This window comes from Cryobacterium sp. Y82 (assembly GCF_002929495.1).
Lineage (GTDB): Bacteria > Actinomycetota > Actinomycetes > Actinomycetales > Microbacteriaceae > Cryobacterium > Cryobacterium serini.
The window spans coordinates 1-19,811 of the sequence record NZ_PJJJ01000016.1; the positions used below are offsets into that span (position 1 = coordinate 1).

Annotated in this window: 25 protein-coding genes and 2 pseudogenes; 17 read left to right on the forward strand and 10 right to left on the reverse strand. The window is 60.4% G+C overall.

Features of this window, described 5'->3' with window-relative positions; all coding sequences use genetic code 11:
- Positions 1-415, forward strand: a 415-nt coding sequence (locus CXY70_RS00510) for an integrase core domain-containing protein (RefSeq protein ID WP_146066007.1), incomplete at its 5' end; no start/stop codon positions are given.
- A 567-nt stretch (positions 416-982) separates the two neighbouring features.
- Here the strand turns inward: CXY70_RS00510 and CXY70_RS00515 are convergent.
- Entirely contained in the window at positions 983-1,645 is a 663-nt protein-coding gene (locus CXY70_RS00515) for a TetR/AcrR family transcriptional regulator (protein ID WP_104190460.1), read from the reverse strand.
- Between the two features lie 115 nt (positions 1,646-1,760).
- Here CXY70_RS00515 and CXY70_RS00520 point away from each other — a divergent pair, with 115 nt between their 5' ends.
- The 3 genes from CXY70_RS00520 to CXY70_RS00530 are packed head-to-tail and all read left to right on the forward strand — an operon-like array spanning position 1,761 to position 3,280.
- On the forward strand, positions 1,761-2,057 hold the full coding sequence (locus CXY70_RS00520) for a DUF1905 domain-containing protein (RefSeq protein WP_233201721.1): 297 nt from the start codon (positions 1,761-1,763) through the stop codon (positions 2,055-2,057).
- Positions 2,058-2,099: 42 nt separating this feature from the next.
- Positions 2,100-2,888, forward strand: coding sequence for an alpha/beta fold hydrolase (locus CXY70_RS00525; RefSeq protein WP_104190461.1), 789 nt, complete (start codon positions 2,100-2,102; stop codon positions 2,886-2,888).
- A gap of 59 nt (positions 2,889-2,947) precedes the next feature.
- On the forward strand, positions 2,948-3,280 hold the full coding sequence (locus CXY70_RS00530) for a YciI family protein (protein ID WP_255412000.1): 333 nt from the start codon (positions 2,948-2,950) through the stop codon (positions 3,278-3,280).
- Positions 3,281-3,775: 495 nt separating this feature from the next.
- Here CXY70_RS00530 and CXY70_RS00535 read toward each other — a convergent pair whose 3' ends face one another.
- Positions 3,776-4,321, reverse strand: coding sequence for a hypothetical protein (locus CXY70_RS00535; RefSeq protein WP_233205645.1), 546 nt, complete (start codon positions 4,319-4,321; stop codon positions 3,776-3,778).
- A gap of 282 nt (positions 4,322-4,603) precedes the next feature.
- A pseudogene (locus CXY70_RS00540) lies at positions 4,604-4,746 on the reverse strand (IS30 family transposase); the annotation flags it as partial.
- 16 nt (positions 4,747-4,762) lie between these two features.
- On the opposite strand from CXY70_RS00540, the pseudogene CXY70_RS00545 reads away from it, so the two are divergent.
- Positions 4,763-4,948: pseudogene (locus CXY70_RS00545) on the forward strand (IS30 family transposase); the annotation flags it as partial.
- A 438-nt stretch (positions 4,949-5,386) separates the two neighbouring features.
- Positions 5,387-6,157, forward strand: coding sequence for a GNAT family N-acetyltransferase (locus CXY70_RS18575; protein ID WP_104190499.1), 771 nt, complete (start codon positions 5,387-5,389; stop codon positions 6,155-6,157).
- 643 nt (positions 6,158-6,800) lie between these two features.
- Here the strand turns inward: CXY70_RS18575 and CXY70_RS17435 are convergent.
- Complete coding sequence (locus tag CXY70_RS17435; RefSeq protein ID WP_146066008.1) at positions 6,801-7,223, reverse strand: hypothetical protein; 423 nt, start codon at positions 7,221-7,223, stop codon at positions 6,801-6,803.
- Positions 7,224-7,510: 287 nt separating this feature from the next.
- Here CXY70_RS17435 and CXY70_RS00560 point away from each other — a divergent pair, with 287 nt between their 5' ends.
- From CXY70_RS00560 to CXY70_RS00570, 3 genes are all read left to right on the forward strand, one after another.
- Positions 7,511-8,113 carry a hypothetical protein gene (locus CXY70_RS00560; RefSeq protein WP_104190465.1) on the forward strand — a complete coding sequence of 201 codons (603 nt, stop codon included), beginning with the start codon at positions 7,511-7,513 and terminating at the stop codon, positions 8,111-8,113.
- 148 nt (positions 8,114-8,261) lie between these two features.
- Positions 8,262-8,513, forward strand: a complete 252-nt coding sequence (locus tag CXY70_RS00565) for a type II toxin-antitoxin system Phd/YefM family antitoxin (protein WP_104190466.1) — start codon at positions 8,262-8,264, stop codon at positions 8,511-8,513.
- A complete protein-coding gene (locus tag CXY70_RS00570; RefSeq protein ID WP_104190467.1) occupies positions 8,510-8,770 on the forward strand; it encodes a Txe/YoeB family addiction module toxin in 261 nt (86 codons plus the stop codon). The genes CXY70_RS00565 and CXY70_RS00570 overlap by 4 nt, the downstream gene beginning before the upstream one ends.
- A gap of 331 nt (positions 8,771-9,101) precedes the next feature.
- Here CXY70_RS00570 and CXY70_RS17655 read toward each other — a convergent pair whose 3' ends face one another.
- Complete coding sequence (locus CXY70_RS17655) at positions 9,102-9,275, reverse strand: hypothetical protein (RefSeq protein WP_158250862.1); 174 nt, start codon at positions 9,273-9,275, stop codon at positions 9,102-9,104.
- 533 nt (positions 9,276-9,808) lie between these two features.
- On the opposite strand from CXY70_RS17655, the gene CXY70_RS00580 reads away from it, so the two are divergent.
- Complete coding sequence (locus CXY70_RS00580) at positions 9,809-10,561, forward strand: DUF1963 domain-containing protein (RefSeq protein ID WP_158250863.1); 753 nt, start codon at positions 9,809-9,811, stop codon at positions 10,559-10,561.
- 149 nt (positions 10,562-10,710) lie between these two features.
- On the opposite strand, the gene CXY70_RS00585 is transcribed toward CXY70_RS00580, so the two are convergent.
- Positions 10,711-11,187 (reverse strand): GNAT family N-acetyltransferase, encoded by a 477-nt coding sequence (locus CXY70_RS00585; RefSeq protein WP_104190470.1) that lies wholly within the window; start codon positions 11,185-11,187, stop codon positions 10,711-10,713.
- 154 nt (positions 11,188-11,341) lie between these two features.
- On the opposite strand from CXY70_RS00585, the gene CXY70_RS00590 reads away from it, so the two are divergent.
- Entirely contained in the window at positions 11,342-11,950 is a 609-nt protein-coding gene (locus CXY70_RS00590; RefSeq protein ID WP_104190471.1) for an HD domain-containing protein, read from the forward strand.
- A 335-nt stretch (positions 11,951-12,285) separates the two neighbouring features.
- Here CXY70_RS00590 and CXY70_RS00595 read toward each other — a convergent pair whose 3' ends face one another.
- Complete coding sequence (locus CXY70_RS00595) at positions 12,286-12,594, reverse strand: GNAT family N-acetyltransferase (protein ID WP_233205646.1); 309 nt, start codon at positions 12,592-12,594, stop codon at positions 12,286-12,288.
- 71 nt (positions 12,595-12,665) lie between these two features.
- Between CXY70_RS00595 and CXY70_RS00600 the strand changes: the two genes are divergently transcribed.
- The 5 genes from CXY70_RS00600 to CXY70_RS00620 all read left to right on the forward strand — a co-directional run bounded on the left by CXY70_RS00600 (position 12,666) and on the right by CXY70_RS00620 (position 16,378).
- Positions 12,666-13,133: a prevent-host-death protein gene (locus CXY70_RS00600; protein WP_104190472.1), complete on the forward strand. Its 468-nt coding sequence runs from the start codon at positions 12,666-12,668 to the stop codon at positions 13,131-13,133.
- A 50-nt stretch (positions 13,134-13,183) separates the two neighbouring features.
- Positions 13,184-13,471 carry a hypothetical protein gene (locus tag CXY70_RS00605; protein WP_233205647.1) on the forward strand — a complete coding sequence of 96 codons (288 nt, stop codon included), beginning with the start codon at positions 13,184-13,186 and terminating at the stop codon, positions 13,469-13,471.
- A 646-nt stretch (positions 13,472-14,117) separates the two neighbouring features.
- Entirely contained in the window at positions 14,118-14,474 is a 357-nt protein-coding gene (locus CXY70_RS00610; protein ID WP_104190474.1) for a GntR family transcriptional regulator, read from the forward strand.
- A complete protein-coding gene (locus CXY70_RS00615) occupies positions 14,471-15,472 on the forward strand; it encodes a hypothetical protein (RefSeq protein ID WP_104190475.1) in 1,002 nt (333 codons plus the stop codon). Before CXY70_RS00610 ends, CXY70_RS00615 begins: the two co-directional genes overlap by 4 nt.
- Before the next feature lie 132 nt (positions 15,473-15,604).
- Positions 15,605-16,378, forward strand: a complete 774-nt coding sequence (locus CXY70_RS00620) for an alpha/beta fold hydrolase (protein ID WP_199183313.1) — start codon at positions 15,605-15,607, stop codon at positions 16,376-16,378.
- 208 nt (positions 16,379-16,586) lie between these two features.
- On the opposite strand, the gene CXY70_RS00625 is transcribed toward CXY70_RS00620, so the two are convergent.
- Positions 16,587-17,243, reverse strand: coding sequence for a hypothetical protein (locus CXY70_RS00625; RefSeq protein WP_104190476.1), 657 nt, complete (start codon positions 17,241-17,243; stop codon positions 16,587-16,589).
- 482 nt (positions 17,244-17,725) lie between these two features.
- Positions 17,726-17,923, reverse strand: a complete 198-nt coding sequence (locus CXY70_RS00630; RefSeq protein ID WP_104081153.1) for a hypothetical protein — start codon at positions 17,921-17,923, stop codon at positions 17,726-17,728.
- A 939-nt stretch (positions 17,924-18,862) separates the two neighbouring features.
- Here CXY70_RS00630 and CXY70_RS00635 point away from each other — a divergent pair.
- Entirely contained in the window at positions 18,863-19,141 is a 279-nt protein-coding gene (locus CXY70_RS00635) for a hypothetical protein (protein ID WP_104190477.1), read from the forward strand.
- Between the two features lie 137 nt (positions 19,142-19,278).
- Here the strand turns inward: CXY70_RS00635 and CXY70_RS00640 are convergent, their stop codons facing one another.
- Positions 19,279-19,791 carry a hypothetical protein gene (locus CXY70_RS00640; RefSeq protein WP_104190478.1) on the reverse strand — a complete coding sequence of 171 codons (513 nt, stop codon included), beginning with the start codon at positions 19,789-19,791 and terminating at the stop codon, positions 19,279-19,281.
- Between the last annotated feature and the right edge of the window lie 20 nt (positions 19,792-19,811).

Consider the following 19,811-nt stretch of genomic DNA (forward strand, 5'->3'; position numbering starts at 1 on the left):
CGCGGCGTTGCTGTCTGATCTGGAGGTTACCAAGTCGCATTCGAGGCCTCGGGTAAGTAACGATAATCCCTACAGCGAGGCATGGTTCAAGACCCTGAAATTCGCTCCGACGTTCCCCGAACGCTTCGGCTCCCTCACCGACGCGAAAACGTTCATGGCCTCGTTCGTCGATGGCTACAACCACGAACATCGCCATTCCGGGATCGGCCTGAACACGCCAGCAGACGTCCACTACGGCCTCGCAGCAGCGAAAGCCATCGAACGAGCATCGACGCTGGACGCGGCCCGGAAACGCTTCCCCGAGCGATTCAGCAGCAACCACGCACCAAAGATCCTGTCCATTCCCGAGACGGCTTGGATCAACAAACCAGCCGACAAACCCACCGAGAATGACGGGCTCGAACTAGCCGCCTAAACTCCCACTGGCCTCATTCACCTTGACAAATTCCGGCACGCGGTGGCTGCGCCGTCTGCGGTCAGAGACGGCGCGGTGCATGGACCGTCAACGGAGGAGATCACGAGCCGCAGCTGAAGCGGCTTCCCCGGCGAATTCGTGTCGCCGGCGGCCGTAGCACTGCACCCCGTGAGAAACGTCGCGGCGACTGCAAGCGCAAGTAGGAGGATTGGTCCTCGACGCGTTTCGATGCTGAGTCGTGGTCGGACATCCGAGCGTGACGATCTTGTATTCGACATGTTGTGTTCCCCCATCTTTGCGGCACTACGAACTGCTCTACAACCTCGCAGAGACTCGGACAGGTGTCAAATAAATAGCCTGTTCGCTCCCGAACGAACGCGCCCGGCCCGACGGTCCCTCGGCGTCCCGCATCAGGTTCCCTTGTGAAACGAGGCGCGAGCCCAGCCTTGACTCTGCGACTTGGCCCAAAATCTGTGTCGTTCAAGGTCCGGCTTGCGGGCTGCAGGGCTACGCGAAAAGCTCCGCTGTTCTTGCTGGATGAAAGCAGTCCGGTGGGTGTATCCGAATTTATCGTCTTCCGTGTGCGGCAAGGAAAAACCGAACGCCTTCGGCGACGTGACTGTGGAGCTGGGCTGTGTTCGGTATAGCTGCATCACCGAGCAGCATGGCCTCGTTGAGCGGCGCGGACATTATCAGCCAGTTGAACTGTGATGCGGTGACGGACGGGTCGTCAATCTCGAGCAGGCCGCGATCGGCCAGGCGCTCGAAAACCATTGCGAGTGCTGACGTTGCCCGCTGTGGCCCGCTCTCGTAGAGCGCCGTTGCTAGTGCGGGAAACCTGCCGACCTCGCCGATGACGAGCCGCCGAAGCTGCAGCAGCCGCGGGGTCATGACGATGGCAAGCTGCCGTTCGGCGTAGCTCTGGAGATAGTTCGCTAGTTCCATCTCATCTGCAGGATCGGGGACCTCGTTGTGCACGCGGTCACCCGCCTCGTTTGTCATGGTCGTCACTAGCTCGACGAATAGCGCCTCTTTGCTGCCGAAGTGTTTATAGACAGTCTGTTTCGACACCCCGGACTGAGCGGCCAATTCGTCCATGTTTGTACCGAGGTAGCCACCCTTGAGGAATGCATCCTCCGCTGCGCCAAGGATCGCTTGACGCTTAAGCGCCGATCGTTGGCCACCCTCGGGCGCACCCGACGCAAGGTTCCGTGCGGTGGCCTGTGCCATGGACAATCCCATTCAGGGTCGGGTATTGCTTGATTTCGCGTACTACACAGTCTAGTCTTTGCCTATAGTACTGAACGGTCTAGTCTGATCAGCGGTTTAGGGAGTATTGACTATCGTGATTGCTTCAGAAGATTCCTCCCGGCACATCGACGCTGTGTTCAGCGCTGTGATTCGCAGGAATATCGGTCCTAGCGGCTGGACCATCGTGGTCATGCTGGACTCAGGCGAGTTCTTCGGTACCCGGAAGCCGGTCAAGGTAGCCGGCACCATGGACGGTCATGCCTTTCACGCGACACTGCTGCCTGTGGGAGCTGGCACGCACATGGTGCCGATCAAAGCTGAGCTGCGAAAAGTCGTCGGCAAAGACGAGGGTGATCAGGTGATCGTGCACCTACGACAGCGACTGAGCTGACAATGACAACCGATAGGGCACACACAGACAAGGAACATTCGCATGAGTGAATTCGTAACAACATCCGAGGGCGATCGGGTCGCCTTCGACCGACGGGGATCCGGTCCCGCGCTGATCTTTATTGCCGGAGCCGGACCCTTCCGGGCCATCGACCCGTCAACAACGACGACCGCGGAGTTGGCGGCACAGTTAGGCATCTCGACGATCGTCTATGACCGCTTGGGTCGCGGCGAAAGCATGGTTGACGGGCGGATCGACCTCGAGCGGGAACTTGCTGCTGTTGTGGCGCTTCTCGAAATCGCTGGCGGAAGTGCTGTATTGTGTGGGCACTCCTCCGGCTGCTCGATCGCTTTGGCGGCTGCCGTATCAGGCCTGCCGGTCGACGGACTTGTCCTCTGGGAGGCACCGCTTGGGCCACAGGACGGCGAGGCGCGGGAGTGGGCCGACGAAGTGGACCGACGAATCTCCGCAGGTGACCTTGAGGGTGCCTTGATCCACTACATGAAAGACATGCCGCCGGAGTTCCTCGCCGGTGTGCGCACCTCTCCGATGTGGCCGGGCCTGGTTGCCCAAGTTGGTAGCCTCCGCCCCGACGGGGAATCGCTCGCGTGGGCCGAGTCTGCGCCGCTCCCAGAATTGTTTGCCAGCATCAGGGTTCCCGTTGAGGTGCTGATTGGTGAGGAGACTTTCCCGGTGATGATCACGGCGGCCGACGCGATCGTCGCGGCGATACCCGGTGCGACACAGAAGCGGATGGCAGGCGCCAACCACTCGTGGGAGCCCGGGCCGATGGCCGTCGAACTTGCCGCGTTCGTCACATCGTCGAAATGACATCCATGCACGTTGAGATAAGCCACCGTATCGAAGGAGAGGTCCATTGATATTTCCTGCTGACGCTTTACAACGATGCCAACACGATAGCAGCCATCGAAGGTCCTGATCGGGAGGAGTTCCGAAAGGTTCACGACGACACCCAGAAAGAGCTCACGGCCGAGGGAGCGCTCATCGACAACAGCGAGTTGAGCGTGGTCGAGGCAACGGTCGTCCGCACACACGAAGGAGCGACGACCCGCACCGATGGCCCATTCACGGAAGGCCAGGACTTTGTCGGTGGCTACTACCTGATCGAGTGCGGTCATCTTGAGCGAGCCGCCGAACTCGCCGGTCGATTCGTCGAGGCGAGGTTCGCACCGATAGAAGTGCGCGCCCTCGTGCATGGCTGATCGAAAACTACTTCGTCCTCAGCACCGCCCGCCCAGGGTTCCCATCTGACACTCCGCGCCCATGGGGTCATCTGGTATTCGAGAAGCAGGACAATAACGCCCGCGGTGTACTTTTCAAAGAGCGCCGACAAGCGATGCCGACTGTCGCGGTTCACCGTAAGGTGAACGTACCGCTTGATGCCGAGGGCGGCGCTGGTTTGGTCGGGTGTCATCAGGGGTGACGCCGGTATCGAACAGCTTCGAAGCAGACACCTCCTCCGCGTAACCGAGCCGGGAGCGGACGAGCGCCCCAGCACGTCCGTTGCCGTGCGGTCTTTCGGCCCGGCTGAAATCCGAGCGCGAGGCCTACCGGAGGGAACTGAGCCAGGTCCAACTCGCGCTGGCCAAGGCGCAGGGTGAGAACTTAGAGCTCAGACGGCGCCTCGCCGGCCACGAGGATTAGGGCTAGAGATTTGAGGAGCGGCCCGGCAAGCGGCCGCATTCGGCGGAGTGGAACTAACCACCCGGCCCGGTCGGATCGATCGGCGCACCGTCGCCATCCTCAGGTAGGTCTCCGCGCTCCACCGGTTCGCCCGGAGTCTTGGGAACGTCGGAGAAGAGCAGTTCGAGTTCCGCATCCGATGGCACGTGCACTTTCTTCGCGGCTGTCAGAAGATCCGCTGGCGACGCGTCGTTCATTCCGGATACCCAGATCAGCGCACCGTCTCGCACCGCGACGTACTCGTGGATGCCTCCAGCCGACCGATGCCAGACGCCATCCTCATTGGCACACGTCACCGCTCCGCCGGGCGCATCCCCAAGGGGTGTCGCAGCACACGACGCTTCCGTGAGTTCACCGGAATCGCTACGGATGGTCAGCATCGCACCCGTGCTGCTGTTGAACCAGGTAGCCGACATCCCGTCTGCAGCACCCGGCCCGACCGACTGCGGTGCGAGATCGTAGCCGTCCACCTCAGTCGTGTACACGAGTTCAGGAGCGATACCAACAGCTCTCGCGAGCTCGGCGATCGAATCCAGGCTCGCCGCATTCGCGCCCGTCATCGATGCGCATCCAGCGAGAGATACGCAGACGGACGCCATAGATGCAGCCACGGCTAATGTCCACGCCCTAGGGAAGCGACCAGTTCGACGCAAGAGCACACCCTCCTTCGGTCACGGCTGTGCTTGGCGACTCTGCCAAGCGCCAGCTCGTACAGTGTGAGTCTACGGTCCGGCCTACCCGGCCGGGGCATGCGCCGACGACGCGCAACAGAAGAGCGCGCACAGGGGGGATACGGGGAGTCTGCACGCCCCATCACGAACCGTAATCGCGCCGTGGCCACCGGGGAAGTGGACCAGCATCGTGAACCGTGTCTGACGCTCCACCAACGTAGCGATCGGCGACCGGCAGTGTGATCCAAGATCAGATCCCCTTCCTAATGCCCAGGCACGGCGCGGTCCGCCACCTCCGCCGGTCGCTCGCTGATCATGGCTCGCGATGGGCTGTTGGCCGCCATCAAGACCCTCCCCGAGCACTTGGTTAAGACTCTGACGTGGGATCAGGGAACCGAGCTGGCCCAGCACCGGCAGATCACGCTGGCCACCACGATAGCTATCTACTTCTGTGATCCGCATTCGCCGTGGCAGCGGGGCACCAACGAAAACACCAACGGGCTGCTGCGCCAATATTTGAATATTCGCTCTCTTGGGGGCAGGTGTTATTGACCTTCGGGGCCACTGATCGAAGGTGTAGGTAGCATGTTGTGGCGCCACCGGATATTTGTGTTGGGGGCCATCCTTGGTTCCGGGTTCACGCCGATGCGATCGTGGACGGCACCGAGCACAGTACCCTCCGCGCCGAGACCGGCGGCCACAATGTGGGCGAACTCACCGCCGGCCAAGTCGAGATACTGGCCCGTTGCGCGTTCGGATTGAGTCAGGCCGTAATGCTCCCCGGTCGGGGTTTCTGACCCCTAGTTTCGCAACCCGGTCACCCTTCTTTCATGTTGACTCAGCTCGCGCGCGAACAGACGGGTTCTCGTGGCGTCCCGTTGAGGGTTCGGCTATCAGGACACCGTATGTGCCGCGCGGTCGGGCCAGTCACGGTGAGATGCTAGTTCTGTGGAATTGAACCAGAGCACCGATGCGCAAGCAGTTGTCATCCGCCCCTATGGTCAAGCGGATGCCGCAGACACATTGGCAATATTCCTTGCTGCGGTGACCGAGACCGCTGCCGCCGACTACTCGCCGGAGCAGATTCAGGCCTGGGCGCGGCCAGAAGAGCGAGATCTGCCCACCTGGCATGCGTCGATGCAAGAGCGGAACAGTTACGTGGCCACCGTGGATGGTGCACCAGCAGGCTTCTCCGACGTGAACCCTGCTGGGTATATCGACATGCTGTTCGTTGCCCCTCGATACCAGCGACAAGGGCTAGCACGACAACTGATCGGACGCGTTGAGGTCCACGCGCGTCAGGCGCAGCTGACAGAACTGATAGCCGACGTCAGCATCACAGCCCGTCCCTTCTTTGAGCGCCACGGATTCACCGTCGAGGTAGAACAGCACCCGGTGATGGGCGGCGTGTCGCTGACCAATTACAAGATGAAAAAGAAGCTCCTCGACAGCGCAGTGTGCCTGAGCGGGCAGCTTGTCTGCCACACCCAGGACCAGGCGAACACTGTCCGGGATCACCTGCCAGTGCACCTTGCCCTGACCCGCGCCGAACCGGGATGCCGTTCGTTTAACGTCACCCCGACGAGCGATCCGCTGGTGTGGATGGTTGAGGAGCGCTTTGAGCACGCAGCCGCCTTCAAGGCTCACCAGGAACGTGTCGCCAGCAGCGAGTGGGGTCGAGCTACCTCAGGCATTGAACGCCGTTACTCCGTGATCGGACTCTAGCCGTTCGCCAGTCTCAGTACCCGATCCTGCACCGGGAACCGGACTTGTCCCGGTCAGCGTTCGGCTTACGGGCAACATGCTCCGCGAAGCGACTTGAGCTGAATCACGTTTGAACGCGCCCGCTGGACGTCCGGCTTGTGGGACCTTCGCAGTTGCACCGGCTGAGCGGCTCAGCTTATGCCGGCTGGGCGGAGAAGCCTAAGAACATTGGCCAGGCGTAGAGCAGTACACCGAGGGCGAGCAGCCCCAAACCTGTCGAGAGGACCCATCTGCCCACAATTAGAGGCACCGACTCAAAGTAGTTGGATAGGAACCCACCCAGTGCAACTCCCGACCGCTCCAACGACGAGCACAGCGATAGCGGCCGGCAGAAGGATGTGGTTCATTCCGTCATATTGTCAGATCGGGTCCGCTCGATCATCTCTCTTAAGGCATTGTTCCTTCCCTTGCGAATCCACCCTTGCGAATCCACGAACAAGGCGTAGGTAAGAAGGAACTGCAATAGAGTTCGCTGTGAATCGCAGCGGCAAATGGTGGCCTTTTGCCGCCATAGCGCGCAGCATCGTGAGTCTCGACAATCTCCTGCGGTCACGCCGTGAGAAAGTGTTGGTTGGTTGCCGGCACGGCCGTGCTCGATTGATGCTTACCGCAGAACCGGCAGTTGAGAGCTGGACGTTTCGCCGGACGTGAAGTTTATTGTGATGAACGTCGGCAGATTCTCGGTTGATGGCACGTCGAACTCGAACGTCCTGGGGGCCAAATCATCCGTGCATGGGCCTTCCGTATCGACCGAGAATTCGAACGTCATCGTCGCCAGATCCGCTGAGTCCGCGTTCGGCGGACAACTCGAGCTGCCGGACAAGACAATCGCCAGCCGCCCGCCGACGACTGTTGCGTAGCCCGCAAAAGGGTCGACCAGACCACTCGGCAGAGGTGTCGGCGCGCCCGGATATGCGGTTGTTGCAGCGCCTGCCGGAGTTACTTTCGACGGCTCCGTCGTGCACCCACACATGCCGACTGCTACGGCAATCGCGATCGCGATCAGCGCCGGTCGATTCGGACTCATGGTCACATTCTATGGGCGAAGACTAGCCCCACACGGAGACGGTAGGCGATCGTTACGGGGGCTCGACCGCGCTTCGAGTTTTGCAAGTTAGCGCTCCAAGCACGTCCCCTGGCTCCCTCCCGGCTCGCCCCGCAGGGGGTTGGTGAAACGGACAGTTTCGGCGCCAGTGCACCCGTCCACGACGATGGGGGCCAGCGGCATCGACACATCCTCTCGCGGCGGTCTAAACATCCGGCTGGGCCACCCGATATCGTGGACCTGTCGATGGAATGAGACGGAGCGACACAGTGACAAGTCTGTTTGAGCGCTGGGAGAAAACCGATCCGCGAGCGTGGACAACGGAGGCCGTTGAAGGTTGGCTGGAAAAGGAATTTCGGGCCTATGAGATCCCGTTGGCAGCGATTTCCAGTGCGGACTACCGCAATGATGAAGAGGTCCGTGAAGACCTGATCTACAAGCTGTACACAATCACTCATCCTGATGTACTTCAACGCCTGTACAGCGCAGACGAGAAAGCGATGAAAGACTGCGGCCCTGAGGCCTACGAGGACTATTGGAAAAGCCTGTTCCTGGATCAGGATCGGCGCTCGGGTGCCGCAACGGTGCGATCAGCTCTGCCGAACGCGTCCTGGCTGGCCTACAACTTGCTGACGATTCAGCACGCCCTGGGGCAGCGCACGTCGGTTGTTCTTGAACGTGAAGGTGGTCAGGTGACCGGAGCCAAGGTATATGGAATGTCCGACTACCTCAGCACATTCTTGGTCGCGGTGACTGGTTTCCGGGAAGCCGGAGCCGACGAGCGAAACTACTATTCCATGGTCACTGGCGACGTGAATGATATTGGTTTCAATTGGTATCTCGAAAGTCTGGCGCGCCACGGAATGATCTAACGGCGTCAGCGGCTGCTCAATGAGCCCCACACGCAACAGACGCGAAACCTGCCTGTCCCGGTGCGGGTTGTTCCCCGTGCGGCGCAGAGCACTTCCTCACCGCACCCTACAGCGGTACGCTATCAAGTACTACTAATAGGAGGCGATCATGTCAGCGATCACCGCGACGGAAGCACGCAAGAACCTATTCGGGCTCATCCAGCAGGTCAATGACGACCACATCGCTGTCGAGGTCGTATCCCGGCACGGAAACGCGGTCATCCTGTCGAAAGAAGACTACGACGCAATGACGGAGACGGCCTACCTGCTGAGGAACCCTGCCAATGCCGAGCGATTGCTCACCGCGATCGAGCGGGCCCGGCGCGGCGAGTTCGAGCAGCGCGACCTCTTCGACGCGTGAGTCGAACGATCGCCTTCGACCCGAATGGGTGGGAGGACTACGTCTACTGGCAGACTCAGGACCGTAAAACTCTCAAGCGAATCAACCAGCTAATTACCGACGCACTGCGTGATCCGTTCGCGGGCATAGGCAAACCCGAGGCCCTCAAGCACATCCTCTCCGGCGCGTGGTCCCGCCGCATCGACGACACGAACCGCCTGGTCTATTACGTCACGGACGACCACATCATCATCCTGCAAGCCCGCGAACACTACTGACCCGAGGTCCACGCGTCCGGTAGGGGGTTCGTTTACGGGCGCTCTATTCCAACAGTAATTTGGCGCCGCCAAAGGTTCTCGGGATTGGGACATGCCCCGCATCGTGGGGTACTTGACATGAAGGGCGTCGCTCTGGCCGGACGATAGCATCAGACCATTGCTACCCCGCGAGCACCGAATGCACGGGACCCCGGATTCTGCCTGACTGCGCTCGGAGGGTCTTATGGCCAAGCGACACGCTCACATACTTCTGCTAGCGCATGAGGCCGCGCGGCAGCCGTTGTGGGATATGTCCGAAGGTTCGCCGACGGGCGAAATCGATCCGAGAACGTTACGGCTCAGCCCTGCCCTGCTTCGACGGCTCGAGGCCTGGTTCAATGATGTTGGAGCTAAAGTGGCGCCGAGGGCGCAGGGCATCAACGTCGTCGAAAGCGATGAACAGATCACCGACTTTCTGGTTGAAGGTTTCTACATAGCGGGAGACCTTCAGCGAGAGCTCGGACACCAAATCGTGGTCGTCTACTTCAGGAACTCCTTAGAACCTGAGGTAATCAAGACTGAGATGGAAGACGGGAACGCCTATTCGTCCACAGATACCGTCGAGGGCGAAGCGAAGGAGCGTGGACGCAACGGGAGCTTTGACGTCCGCTCCATAGAGGCGCCGGCGTGGCAAAAAGTGCTCGATCTCGAAGCACAGAAGCGAGCATTGGGCAACGACATCGGGGCGATCCCCACCGGCAAATGGAACCGACTCATGGACCGCCTCTCCATGGCTGAAAATCAGGCGGTTCGGGAAGCAGACCTTGTGGACCGGCTGCGAGCCGCGGTGCCGGACATAACCGATCCGATCGATCGGGAGTTCGTTTACCAGGCGATCGCGCCACTCGTCGTGTGGCACGCGGAGGATATCGAAACGGTGTGGGACGACCCCCGTGTCAGGTTGACGGCGGAGGAGCTGGTCGGGGCGCCGGCGCTCTATCTGGCCGAGAATGCAGCGGGTGACCTCGAAGACATCTACTCGTGGGATCTCGAGGATCGGTGGGAGCCGATGAGCCCTTCCGGAATCTGTCCCGCATCGGCGGCGCGCCCACACAAGTCTCCGACGTGCAACCGCCCGACGATGCCTTCCTCATACAGATCGACTTCCGCGGGATCCCGAAGGACCAGTCCGAGAACCCGCCGTTACTGCGGCTACTCGAGAGTCACGGCGCACCGGCCGATGGGCTGCTCCAGGTGTTTCACACGACGACGGGTGACTCCCGCACCGACCCGGGTGTCCCCGGTGGTGGAGCGACGCTGCGTTATCTGTCAGAAGCCAGCCTCGCCCGCCGTCTACCGGTCGATATGGACGCGGAATGTGCGGTCTACCCGCCCTCGCGTACCAGTGTGAGCTGCGGCCTCGGCTTCAGAAACGGACCCATCAGCACCGACCGCTCCGCGGAGACCGTTGTGGATCTGCAACGGATCGCCGACATTGGGGCACGCGGTGGCTGCCACACCGTGCAGTACGAGTCGGCCACCGACCCGTTTTCGGCAACTGAACTGCCAGTGACTCGTCTGTTCGGGATGCAGAGCTACGACTTCGACCTGCCCGACGAAGATGTCGACCTCCTCCACAGAGAGCTCCCGCTCGCCGCCGACAACCATCACGTACTGCTGTTGAACATCACCGGCGATCACAGCTTCGACACGGTTTTTGGCGATGGTGGAAGACTTGAGATCTGGATCCGCGACACGGACCTGCGCGCCGCACGATTCGACTCCATCGTCTCCTTCATCCGCAGCACATGACCGGCCACTGCAATGCTTCGTGCGAACGATCTCATTGACTGAACTCGGAGCGTCGCGCGAACCCTCGGCTTCCTAGCGGTGGCGATGTCGTGTCGTGTCGTGTCGTGTCGACGCTCGTTGCGCTCGTCGCTGTCGCGCTCACCGTTCGTCTAACGGGTCGGTGTGGGCTGCTTCTGAATTCGTTTTTCCATGCAGTAGCTCGTTGGGTCATCTACATACTTGCCGAATCGAGGAATATGCTCGTAGCCCGATCGCTTGTACAGAGCGATTGCAGCAGTCGGAGGAAGCCCTGTTTCGAGCTGAATAAGCGAGATATTCACCGTGTGAGCGAACGCTTCAACAGTTTCGAGCAACGCCCGGCCAACTCCAGCACCCCGAGCAGCATCGGTCACGAACATTCGCTTGACCCCACCTATCTTGTCGCCGCGATCGACAATCGCAGTCGTTCTGAGGGCCAGACCATTGTCACGAGCAACATAAAACACGACATCAGGTCGCTCGAGAGCAACAATGTCGAGGCCGTGATAACTCTCGGTGGGGTACAGGCTTAGGGCGAAATCATCATTCGGCTGCACCAGACCGAGAACGTCATCTTGGCGGGGATTTTCTAGCGCGGTGGTAAGCACCCCTCCTCGTAGGGTTCCGACGTCTCGACGAAGATCTTGATCGCCTCAACCAGTGGGCCGGATCGCCGGCGTGCTGGAGGTTCGGCGGATACGACACTTCGGCACAAGGTCGGCACGTCGTAGTGCTAGACGAGTGGCCGGATAGCATTGGGCTATGAAGATGGTCGACTTTGTTGTATCTGGCTCGGTGGCGGCGCGTGCCGCGCTGGAGGTTGCGACGGAGTACGTGCCGGGGGCGCTTCTTAACCACAGCATCCGGTCCTGGTACTGGGCAGTCGGGTTCGCTTCGCTTGAGATGCGAGAAGGGTTCGACGCGGAACTGCTTTATGTCTCTGCTGTCCTGCACGATGTCGGACTGGCTGTCGAGTTCGACAACGACACGCTCTCGTATGAGCTTGCCGCTGGCCACGTCGCCTGGGCTCTCACGGCCGGGGCAGGCTGGGAGGCGAGTCGTCGCACTCGGGCTCTTGAGGTGATCGTTCGGCACAACTGGCCCGAAGTCGATCCGGAGCAGGATCTGGAGGGCTATTTGCTGGAAGTTGCGACGGGTCTAGATATTTCCGGCAGTCGATCGGAGGCCCTCCCCGAAAGCTTCCGGTCGGAAGTCCTAGCGGCGTATCCGCGGCTCGGACTCGCGGCGGAATTCGAGTCTTGTGTGACCGATCAAGCTTCCCGCAAACCCGCGACAGCCGCCGCTCGGCTCATCGCTGGCGGGTTAGTTCGCAAACTCAAGAACAACCCTCTTGAATTGTCTGGATCCTGAGATTCCCCGTATCTGAAAAAGAGCATGATGCGCACCGGACGACTTGCCCTTTTCAGCAGCGCGCCAGGAAGAGCAGACCGTTTCTCAGCGGCGAGTTGTTCCGCTTGAGCCAAGACAACAGTCCCGCAGAAGGTTCCCCTTACGGTCGTGCTGGGGATTGCGTTGGGCGGATCTCTCTAGAGAAGTCGGCTTCACGCCACTTCGCGTTGGAGCTGCCCGGATTCCGTGAAGAGCCGCACCTGACGCGCGAGAGCGATCGCCAGTTCGCTCCTGTCCGCCGAGACGAATCCAACCTTTTGCTAGAACGGGCCGGAGCGTCGGCTGAAGAGCCATGCTCAAGTTGCTCCGGATTCGGCGGCTCGGTCGAGCGCGAAGCGCGCCAATTGGAGGCCCCCGCCGAGACCTTGGAGTGCTGGAGCGACGGCTACGCTGCGAATGAGAACGTGTTGTTTGACCTCGCTGCGCTCGTAGCCCGTGCTAGCAATGCGTCCGGTTGTGGCGTCGCGTGCCGTCCACAGTCTCAATGTGGGGGAATCGAGTCCGCTGAGCGTCAGGTCAGCGACGCGAGGGAACGCGGTCACTGTGTCGAGGTCTGGGGGCGTCGTGAGTGTCAAGTGGAGCACTGGCTCCAAGATGTCGCTCACGTAGAACGCCTGCCTCTCAATTATCTCTGGCCGGAATTGAATTCAGAACATGTTCGGAATAGTATGGATTTATGACGACAACACTCAATCTGGCGGGGCAACGTGTCGTGCAATCCTCGGAGCTATCCCGCAACTCGGCCGCAGTGTTCGCTGCCGCAGAGGAAGCGCCCGTCGAAGTCTCGCGGCGTGATGGCGAATCCCTCATCCTTACGACGAAGCGGGAGGCTGCTGCCCACGATCGGATCCTCGAGGTCGCCGCGCAGCTGATCGCTGTGTCGCTGGACGACAACGGCACGTTGGAGGACCGCCTCGCGCGCCCCTTCCCGTGGATCAAGCTTCTCAGTGTTCAGGATCAGAGAACGTGCGCACGGGACATCATCGACACTGCCCGCGGTGCCTTCGTCGTCAATCAGCTCGGGCGGATACTGACCGAGATCAAGGCTTGGCAGAACACCGCAGAGGCGGTCGCTGCCGGCTGGGGCCAGGATGAACCCGATTGGCTGCGCGAACCGGTGGCGGTTACGAAGCCACGCCTCTAGTGCCTCCGAAGAAGGGTTCCGTTTCCCGGCCACTCAAATCATCAGAATTCGTGATCGAGCACGCCTCGAATCAAGCTGCCGCTAGATGGCGCGATATCGTCGCAACGCAGAAAGGCTCTGCCGCGGATGCCTGGGACCGACTCACGAAGGCCCCCAACCAATCAGACCCCAAGTGCCACCAGCTCAAGGGCCAACTGGCAACTATTGTTCGCGACGGCATCGCCCACGATCAATGGCAATACGAACTCTCCGGTGGGGCACGCATCTGGTTCTACATTGATGACAAAACAGTAAAGATCGTCAACGTGTTCACGAAGCACCCCAACCAAACGAAGTAGGTGCAGGCGTTCACGACCGCCACCTCATCGGCTTTCCATCACCTGTCCCGCAAGAGGTTCCGCTTGCGGGACTGGGACGCTGTCATCCAGCAAGACTGGGTGGAGCCGTTGACTGTTGGTGTTTATTTGAAAAGAGAATTTTCGGGGTGTCGTGGCGTCTCCAATCTTTACAAGTACATTCATCCTCGGCGGCATGATCCGCGGGATGTTGGATGCCGCGTACGCCGTGCGTCCACGCCCATAGCAATCCAGCCATTAAGGCGGTGAGACTGAAGCCGGCTGATGCGTCGCTCCCGACAATCCCTGCCGGATAGAGCAGCCAGCAACCGGCCACTGCCACAGTGATGACAGCCAGACGGACGAGAGCCCGGCGGTGGACCGTGATACACGTTGGTCGAGACTGGAGGGTTGTATTCCTGCGTAGTCCAACGACTCGATTCGGTGGAATTACTCCGATGAGTAGGTTTGTGGCTTTCGATCATTGATCTCCCGACCGCCAATCTGATCAGCGGGCAGGAGCGTCGTCAAGTCTCACTCTGCGACGCCCGGGCGGATGCGTTGTCGCGTAGAAGGTTGGCAATTGGATGCATGGGCGCTCGGGTCGTCAGATTTCATCAGACTCGATTGTTCTAGTATCGTTGCAAACATGTTGTTCGTGGTGGATGCGTCTTCGTCGGTATCGCTGGCGGAGCAGATTGCTGTGCAGGTGCGTTCCGGGGTGGTGAGCGGTGACCTGAAACCGGGTGAACGGCTTCCTCCAGCACGTGATCTGGCGAAGTCTTTGCGTGTGAACATGCACACGGTGTTGCGTGCGTATGCGGAGCTGCGAAACGACGAAGTGATTGAGATGCGTCAAGGGCGTGGGGCGTTCGTGCGCAAGGACGCTGGCGCCGGGCTTATTCACGTGACCGAGCTGGCAGCTCAGTTGATGCACGAGGCGCGAAAGCTCGGGTTGACCCAGTCAGATATTTTGCGATTGATCCAGAGGGGTGGAATTAGATGAGTAACAAGAGCGTGAGTGCCGAGATAGTTCGGAGGGTTCTGGCCGCGGCCTCGTTGTGTGTACCGGTGTTGGTGGTGATCATCTCGTGGTGGGTCTGGCGAGATAGCCTTCCCGCTGAGCTCGCCTCGCATTGGTCGGGTGCAGGGCCGGCTGATGACGCGATGTCTGTGGGAGCGCTGCTCGCCCTGAACCTGGGGATGACGGGCGTGCCAGCCGTCGCCGGAGTCACGATAAGTGTCTGGCCCGGAATCAGCGCGCGGGCCAGGCGAGGTGCCTATTTCTTCCTCGGCGTGTTCGGCGGGATGGGTGCCGCCACATGGTTGCTCTCCGCTGGGCTGACGATGCAGGTCGGCGACCCGTATGAAGTTGTCCTCGGGGCATGGGTCATCGTGTCTTTCGTCGCCGCTGGCTATGGGATCATCCCATTCCTAATCGCACCACGGCCCCGGCTGAAGGCGACGGATGTCGAGAAGCGAATCGACTTCGCGCCCAGTGCCGTTGGTGCTTGGTCCCAAACGATCACGGGAAACATGTTTCTTTGGGTGGCGATTGGACTGATCATTCTCGGGTCCGTCATCTATGGGCCAGCGGTCATCGCCGGGCGGGCTTTGGACCAAATCGTTGGCATAGTCGTGATGGCTGTCGCCATTGTTTTAGTTGCCTCGTTCGTTCGGTTGCGCGTGACTGCTGATTGGCGGGGTCTGCGGGTGGTCTCGGCCATTTTTCGGATTCCGTTGAAACGTATCCGCCTAGACGCCATTGATGTCGTCGAGGCCGCCGAACTTCGACCCGCTGAGTGGGGCGGGTGGGGGTATCGAATCATGCCCGGACGATCCGCTGTCATTTTGAGGAAGGGGCCTGGGCTGATTGTGACGACAAAAAGAGAGAAGCAGTTCGCGATCAGTCTCGACGATCCCGAAACGCCAGCAGCCCTGCTAGCAACGCTTCGAGACGACAATGCTGCAGTGCCGGAGATGAAGCGGGAAAGCAATCCATGATGGGAATGCCCGGCCCCGGTGCCTTCCTCAGACGGCCCTGGTGAGAGGCTTGCGCTGGTGCAGGTGAATAGGTTCGGCCCTGTCGACGGTCCGCCGGTCCTTCTTTTACACGGCGGCGGGGTCGCGGGGTGGATGTCGACCTCTCTGCGCCGGAGCCTGGAATCGAGGTACCGAGTGCTCGTGCCGGATCTTCCTGGGCACGGCCAGAGTGCCGGGGAACCGTACCGTTCACATGTCGAAACGGTGGCTGCTCTCAGCCATGTGCTGAAGCGCAACAGGTCCGCTCCCGTAGCAGTAATCGGGTTCTCCTTGGGCGCCCAACTCTCCATCGAGCTAGCAGCCAGGTACCCAGGTCTCGTTGATCGTGCGATGATCGTCAGCGCACAGGCACAAACGATGACCTTCACTAAAGTGACTCTTCGCGTTCTGGGCGCCGCAGCACCCTTGGCACGAAATCACCGGTTCGCCCGGCTCCAGGCTCGAGAATTGTTTGTGCCCCCGGAGCTTATGGACGAATATTTAGAGACCAGCGCGCGAATTTCTAGAGCTACGCTGTTGGCTGCTGTCGGAAACAACATGCGTTTTCAGGTGCCGAAATCATGGTCGAACTTCCGGGGTCAGGCACTCGTGCTGGCTGGGCGACGCGAGCGCGCATTGATGCGTGACTCCGCAGCCGCGATTCACGCGGCTCTGCCCGAGAGCGTTTTGGAAATAGTCGATGATTGCGGACACGGATTCCGCTGCAACGCGCTGACTGGTTCAACAACCGCGTTGCCGCGTGGCTCGTACGGTGATTTCGGATGCTGGGCGGTGTCTCGACGGCCGGCGATGGGCTCTTCTGCACCGAGCAAGACGGGGTTGTGCCGTCGCTGGAATTTACCGAAGTCGCGCGCTCCCGGGACGTGACAACTACGATGTGGGTGCACTTCGCAATCGAGAGCAGGCAGGAAGGCCAAGTCTGGGGCGACCGAAAACCAGTTCCGGATCGAAATCGCATCCACCGAGGCAGCTCTGGAATCATCGTCCGACGAGTGGGCTGAGGCGCTGTCAGTCTTTCCGTCCCATAGGGGGTTCCCCTATCGGGAACGGACCCAGAGCCAGCGATCGCAGGGAGCTAAGAGGCCCACTCTTCGGCGACGATCTGCATCGATGCTGTCGCACGGTATGCCTCGATGTCGTCGGCGGCAAGAATGGCGGTGATCAGCTCTTCGGTTCCTGAGACATAGACGCTCGCGCCGTAGAGGTCGTTACCGACTGCCCACACACCATCCGCGGGCATCCACCACTGAGCACTTCTGCCGCCGGCCATCCCATCGAAGGGCTCCCCGCCATCGGCGAGGTCGCCGGCGAGAATGAGTACTTTACGACCGGGCAGGATCTTAATGCTTGCCGTGTCTCGTAGGTCATCGCGCATCCCGGCGTACCCTTCCCAGACGAGGAAGAAACACTCGGTGGGTGCGGACGTATGTGCTCGGAGAAGCCGCGCGAGCGTTGCGGCCACGCCGGGTTCGATGGTCCCAATTGTGCGATTTACTTCCCGCGCGCCGACGTTGAGGTCGGTCCACTTCGTAGTTGCGTCCACCTCGGACTGCTCCGCAGCAAAGGTCCACCAGGCGAGGGGCTGACCGTTATCGTCGTGCATGGGATTCATCACACGCGCATATGAAGCGTGCCCACGAGGCAGGTAGTCACCCACGGTCATCGATCCACCCTGGAGAGATGGCAGCTCAGCGATGACGTGCGGGACGAGGCCAATCGGATGCAATGCCATCTCCGCACCCTATCGAGTAATCGAGGTCAGCCCGATGACGATCTGTCGGGATAGAGCTCTCCCTTGCGGGTCGCCCCAAGCCATCGCGGCGGGGGTATCCCGACGGCTTTGGGTAATGCAGAGGATCAGACTCGGCGCAATATCCCCTCCGTCCCTCTGGTCTCGAGTCGTTGCGTTGCCGATAACGAGACTGGTCGGGCCACCAAAGGTACGAGAAACGGAAGTCGTCTCGTCCCGTAGAAGGTTCCGCTCGCGGTACGGGCGCAACTGGGCTAGTCGCGTGGTTTAGTCCCCATGAACTGAAAAGGATATTGGGAGCACATCAACCCGAATGGCGACTACACCTGGAACGAATCCCGCCACCCCGTCGACGGAAACAGCGATGACTTCGCCGACCCTCGGCGTGTTACGTATTCTGATTCGTAAGCCGGCCCCTTGTACGGGACGAAACGTGGCCACCGCGGTGTTCTTCTTTAGATGGCCTACTTCTTTAGGTCTTCGTCATTTGTGTCCGCGAGTAGCAGATCCATCTGCAGATTCTTGGCCAGAGTATAAGCGCGGAGTGCTTGGGTTGCAACGAGTATCAATCGCCCAAGCAAAGCCAAAAGCACGAAGCAGACGATATATGCTGCGACTATTCCGGCCATCGCGGCGACGCCGTAGAAATTGTATGAATACATAATTCAACGCTAGTTGATAACGGCTTCCGAAATTTCAAGCCTGATGAATACTATTTTTTGCCCGGACTCGATATCGACACTCTCGCAACAAAGGGGCGCTCTCTACTCGATGCGACTCGCGCCGGCAGCAAGGTGCAACGGATTGCCAATGAGTTAGTCGCTATCGAGCCGGGGCGCGGCTCGGCGAGAATCTCTCGCCCGTCACCTACACGACGACCAAGAATCTCCCATCGCAAAGGACTGCGCTCAAGGGTGGCTTGGCGAGGTGAACCGACCTGGACGAAGCGATATGCACCTGCACGGATGCCGATCCACTCCGGGCCTACACTAATCGCCCTATAAGTTCCCAATGAGGAAAGAGGGAAGACGCGTGACTTAGGAACCCTCGTCCCGTATGGGGTTCCCCTTACGGGAATTGAGGTTCGTCGGTGGCTGGAGTGAGGTGTGAGCGCGAGTACGAACATTTGTGCAGACGACTTCGAAAATTGACACCGATCAGTTTCGTCATTTCTGCTCCCGGGGTGTCTCATAACTAATGGTGAGTACCACGGTTCAGGCATGCGGTTATGCGACGTAGTTATGAGAATCGGCGCGCTGCGCGCTTCCGGCGAACGCGGGGGAGCCGAGACGTGGTCGTGAGACGTCTTATATTCCTAGGGTTTCGAGGCGGTCGGGGCTGACGAGGAAGAGTCCCTGGCGGGCGCGGTGCCAAATTGGCTTTCATTTGAAGATTGACCACAACGAAGTAGCGTGTCTGGCTGCAAGTCTTTTTGTGTTCGGGACCTCGGGCCAGTCGGCGGACGTTCTAGTTTTCTGGCGACTCTGGGACGTAGGCCATTCAGCTCGCCTATTGCAGTCCGACTGATTTGTGGAGCGTCTCTCAACCTCAACCAGCGGGCACGCCAACCGGGGCGTTTTGCTATGCGACAAAATGGGGGAATGGATCGCGCATCAAACCACCTGGTCGCAGAGCTCGAGGAGCCATCGGGCACGCGCACTCGACGCCTGCTACGCCTTGCGTTGGCACTGGTTCGTGCAGCATGGGGTGATGTCGAGGTCGATGCCGACCTTGTCATCCGCCGGCGCGCGAGCGGAGCTGTGGTTCTACGCACTGCCGCCGACCTCGGCGACCCCCACTTCCTTTTGGAGACCGTGCGCTGCGACCTCGAAACCAAGACCGTCGAGGAGTTCGTGCGCGAATGGCGCGTTCTCGACTGAGGCTCAGCCCGCTGGGCGTTTGGCCACACCTTACGAGGTAGCTCTCTGTGACGGCCCCTGTCGATGTACGTGCGACCTGGCCCGCATGTTGCGAAAACATCGGTACGATCGGCCAGTTTTCCGCGGCCCGGGATCGGTCAGTGTACGAGCGTTTTGAGGGCGATCAAAGCGACTCCCATACCGGCGGTGCCGGCGGCGGTGGCAAACTTCGCCAGGAGGGTGGCACCGCGTTGTCGGGCTGCCCACCATCCCAATAAGGCGAGCGTGACTACCGCTCCCCACAGTGAAATGTTGATGGCAGCATCCATCGAAAGTCCAAATACCGCGGCGGCGGCCAGGCACACTACCGGGACGATCATTGCCCAGAGCAGCCCGGCGGAGCGTTGCAGGGCTTCGCGGACTGCTTCACGCCAGCTCATCTCCCGGTTGCCGACAATTTCCGCGTACACGTGCGCGCCCCAGAACACCAGCACGGTGCCGACGGTTCGGGCGATCAGACCCGGCAGTCCGGGATTGTAGAGGGAGAATGCCGAGATCAGCCCCGCGGTCAGAACGGTGCCGTAGACGGCCTCCGCGTTCAGCGCCCGCGATACCCACGGGTAGCGCCGCAACCGGGCATCCGGATCAAGCCCCGAAGCCTTCACCGTCACCTCCCTCCGCGCGGGCAGAT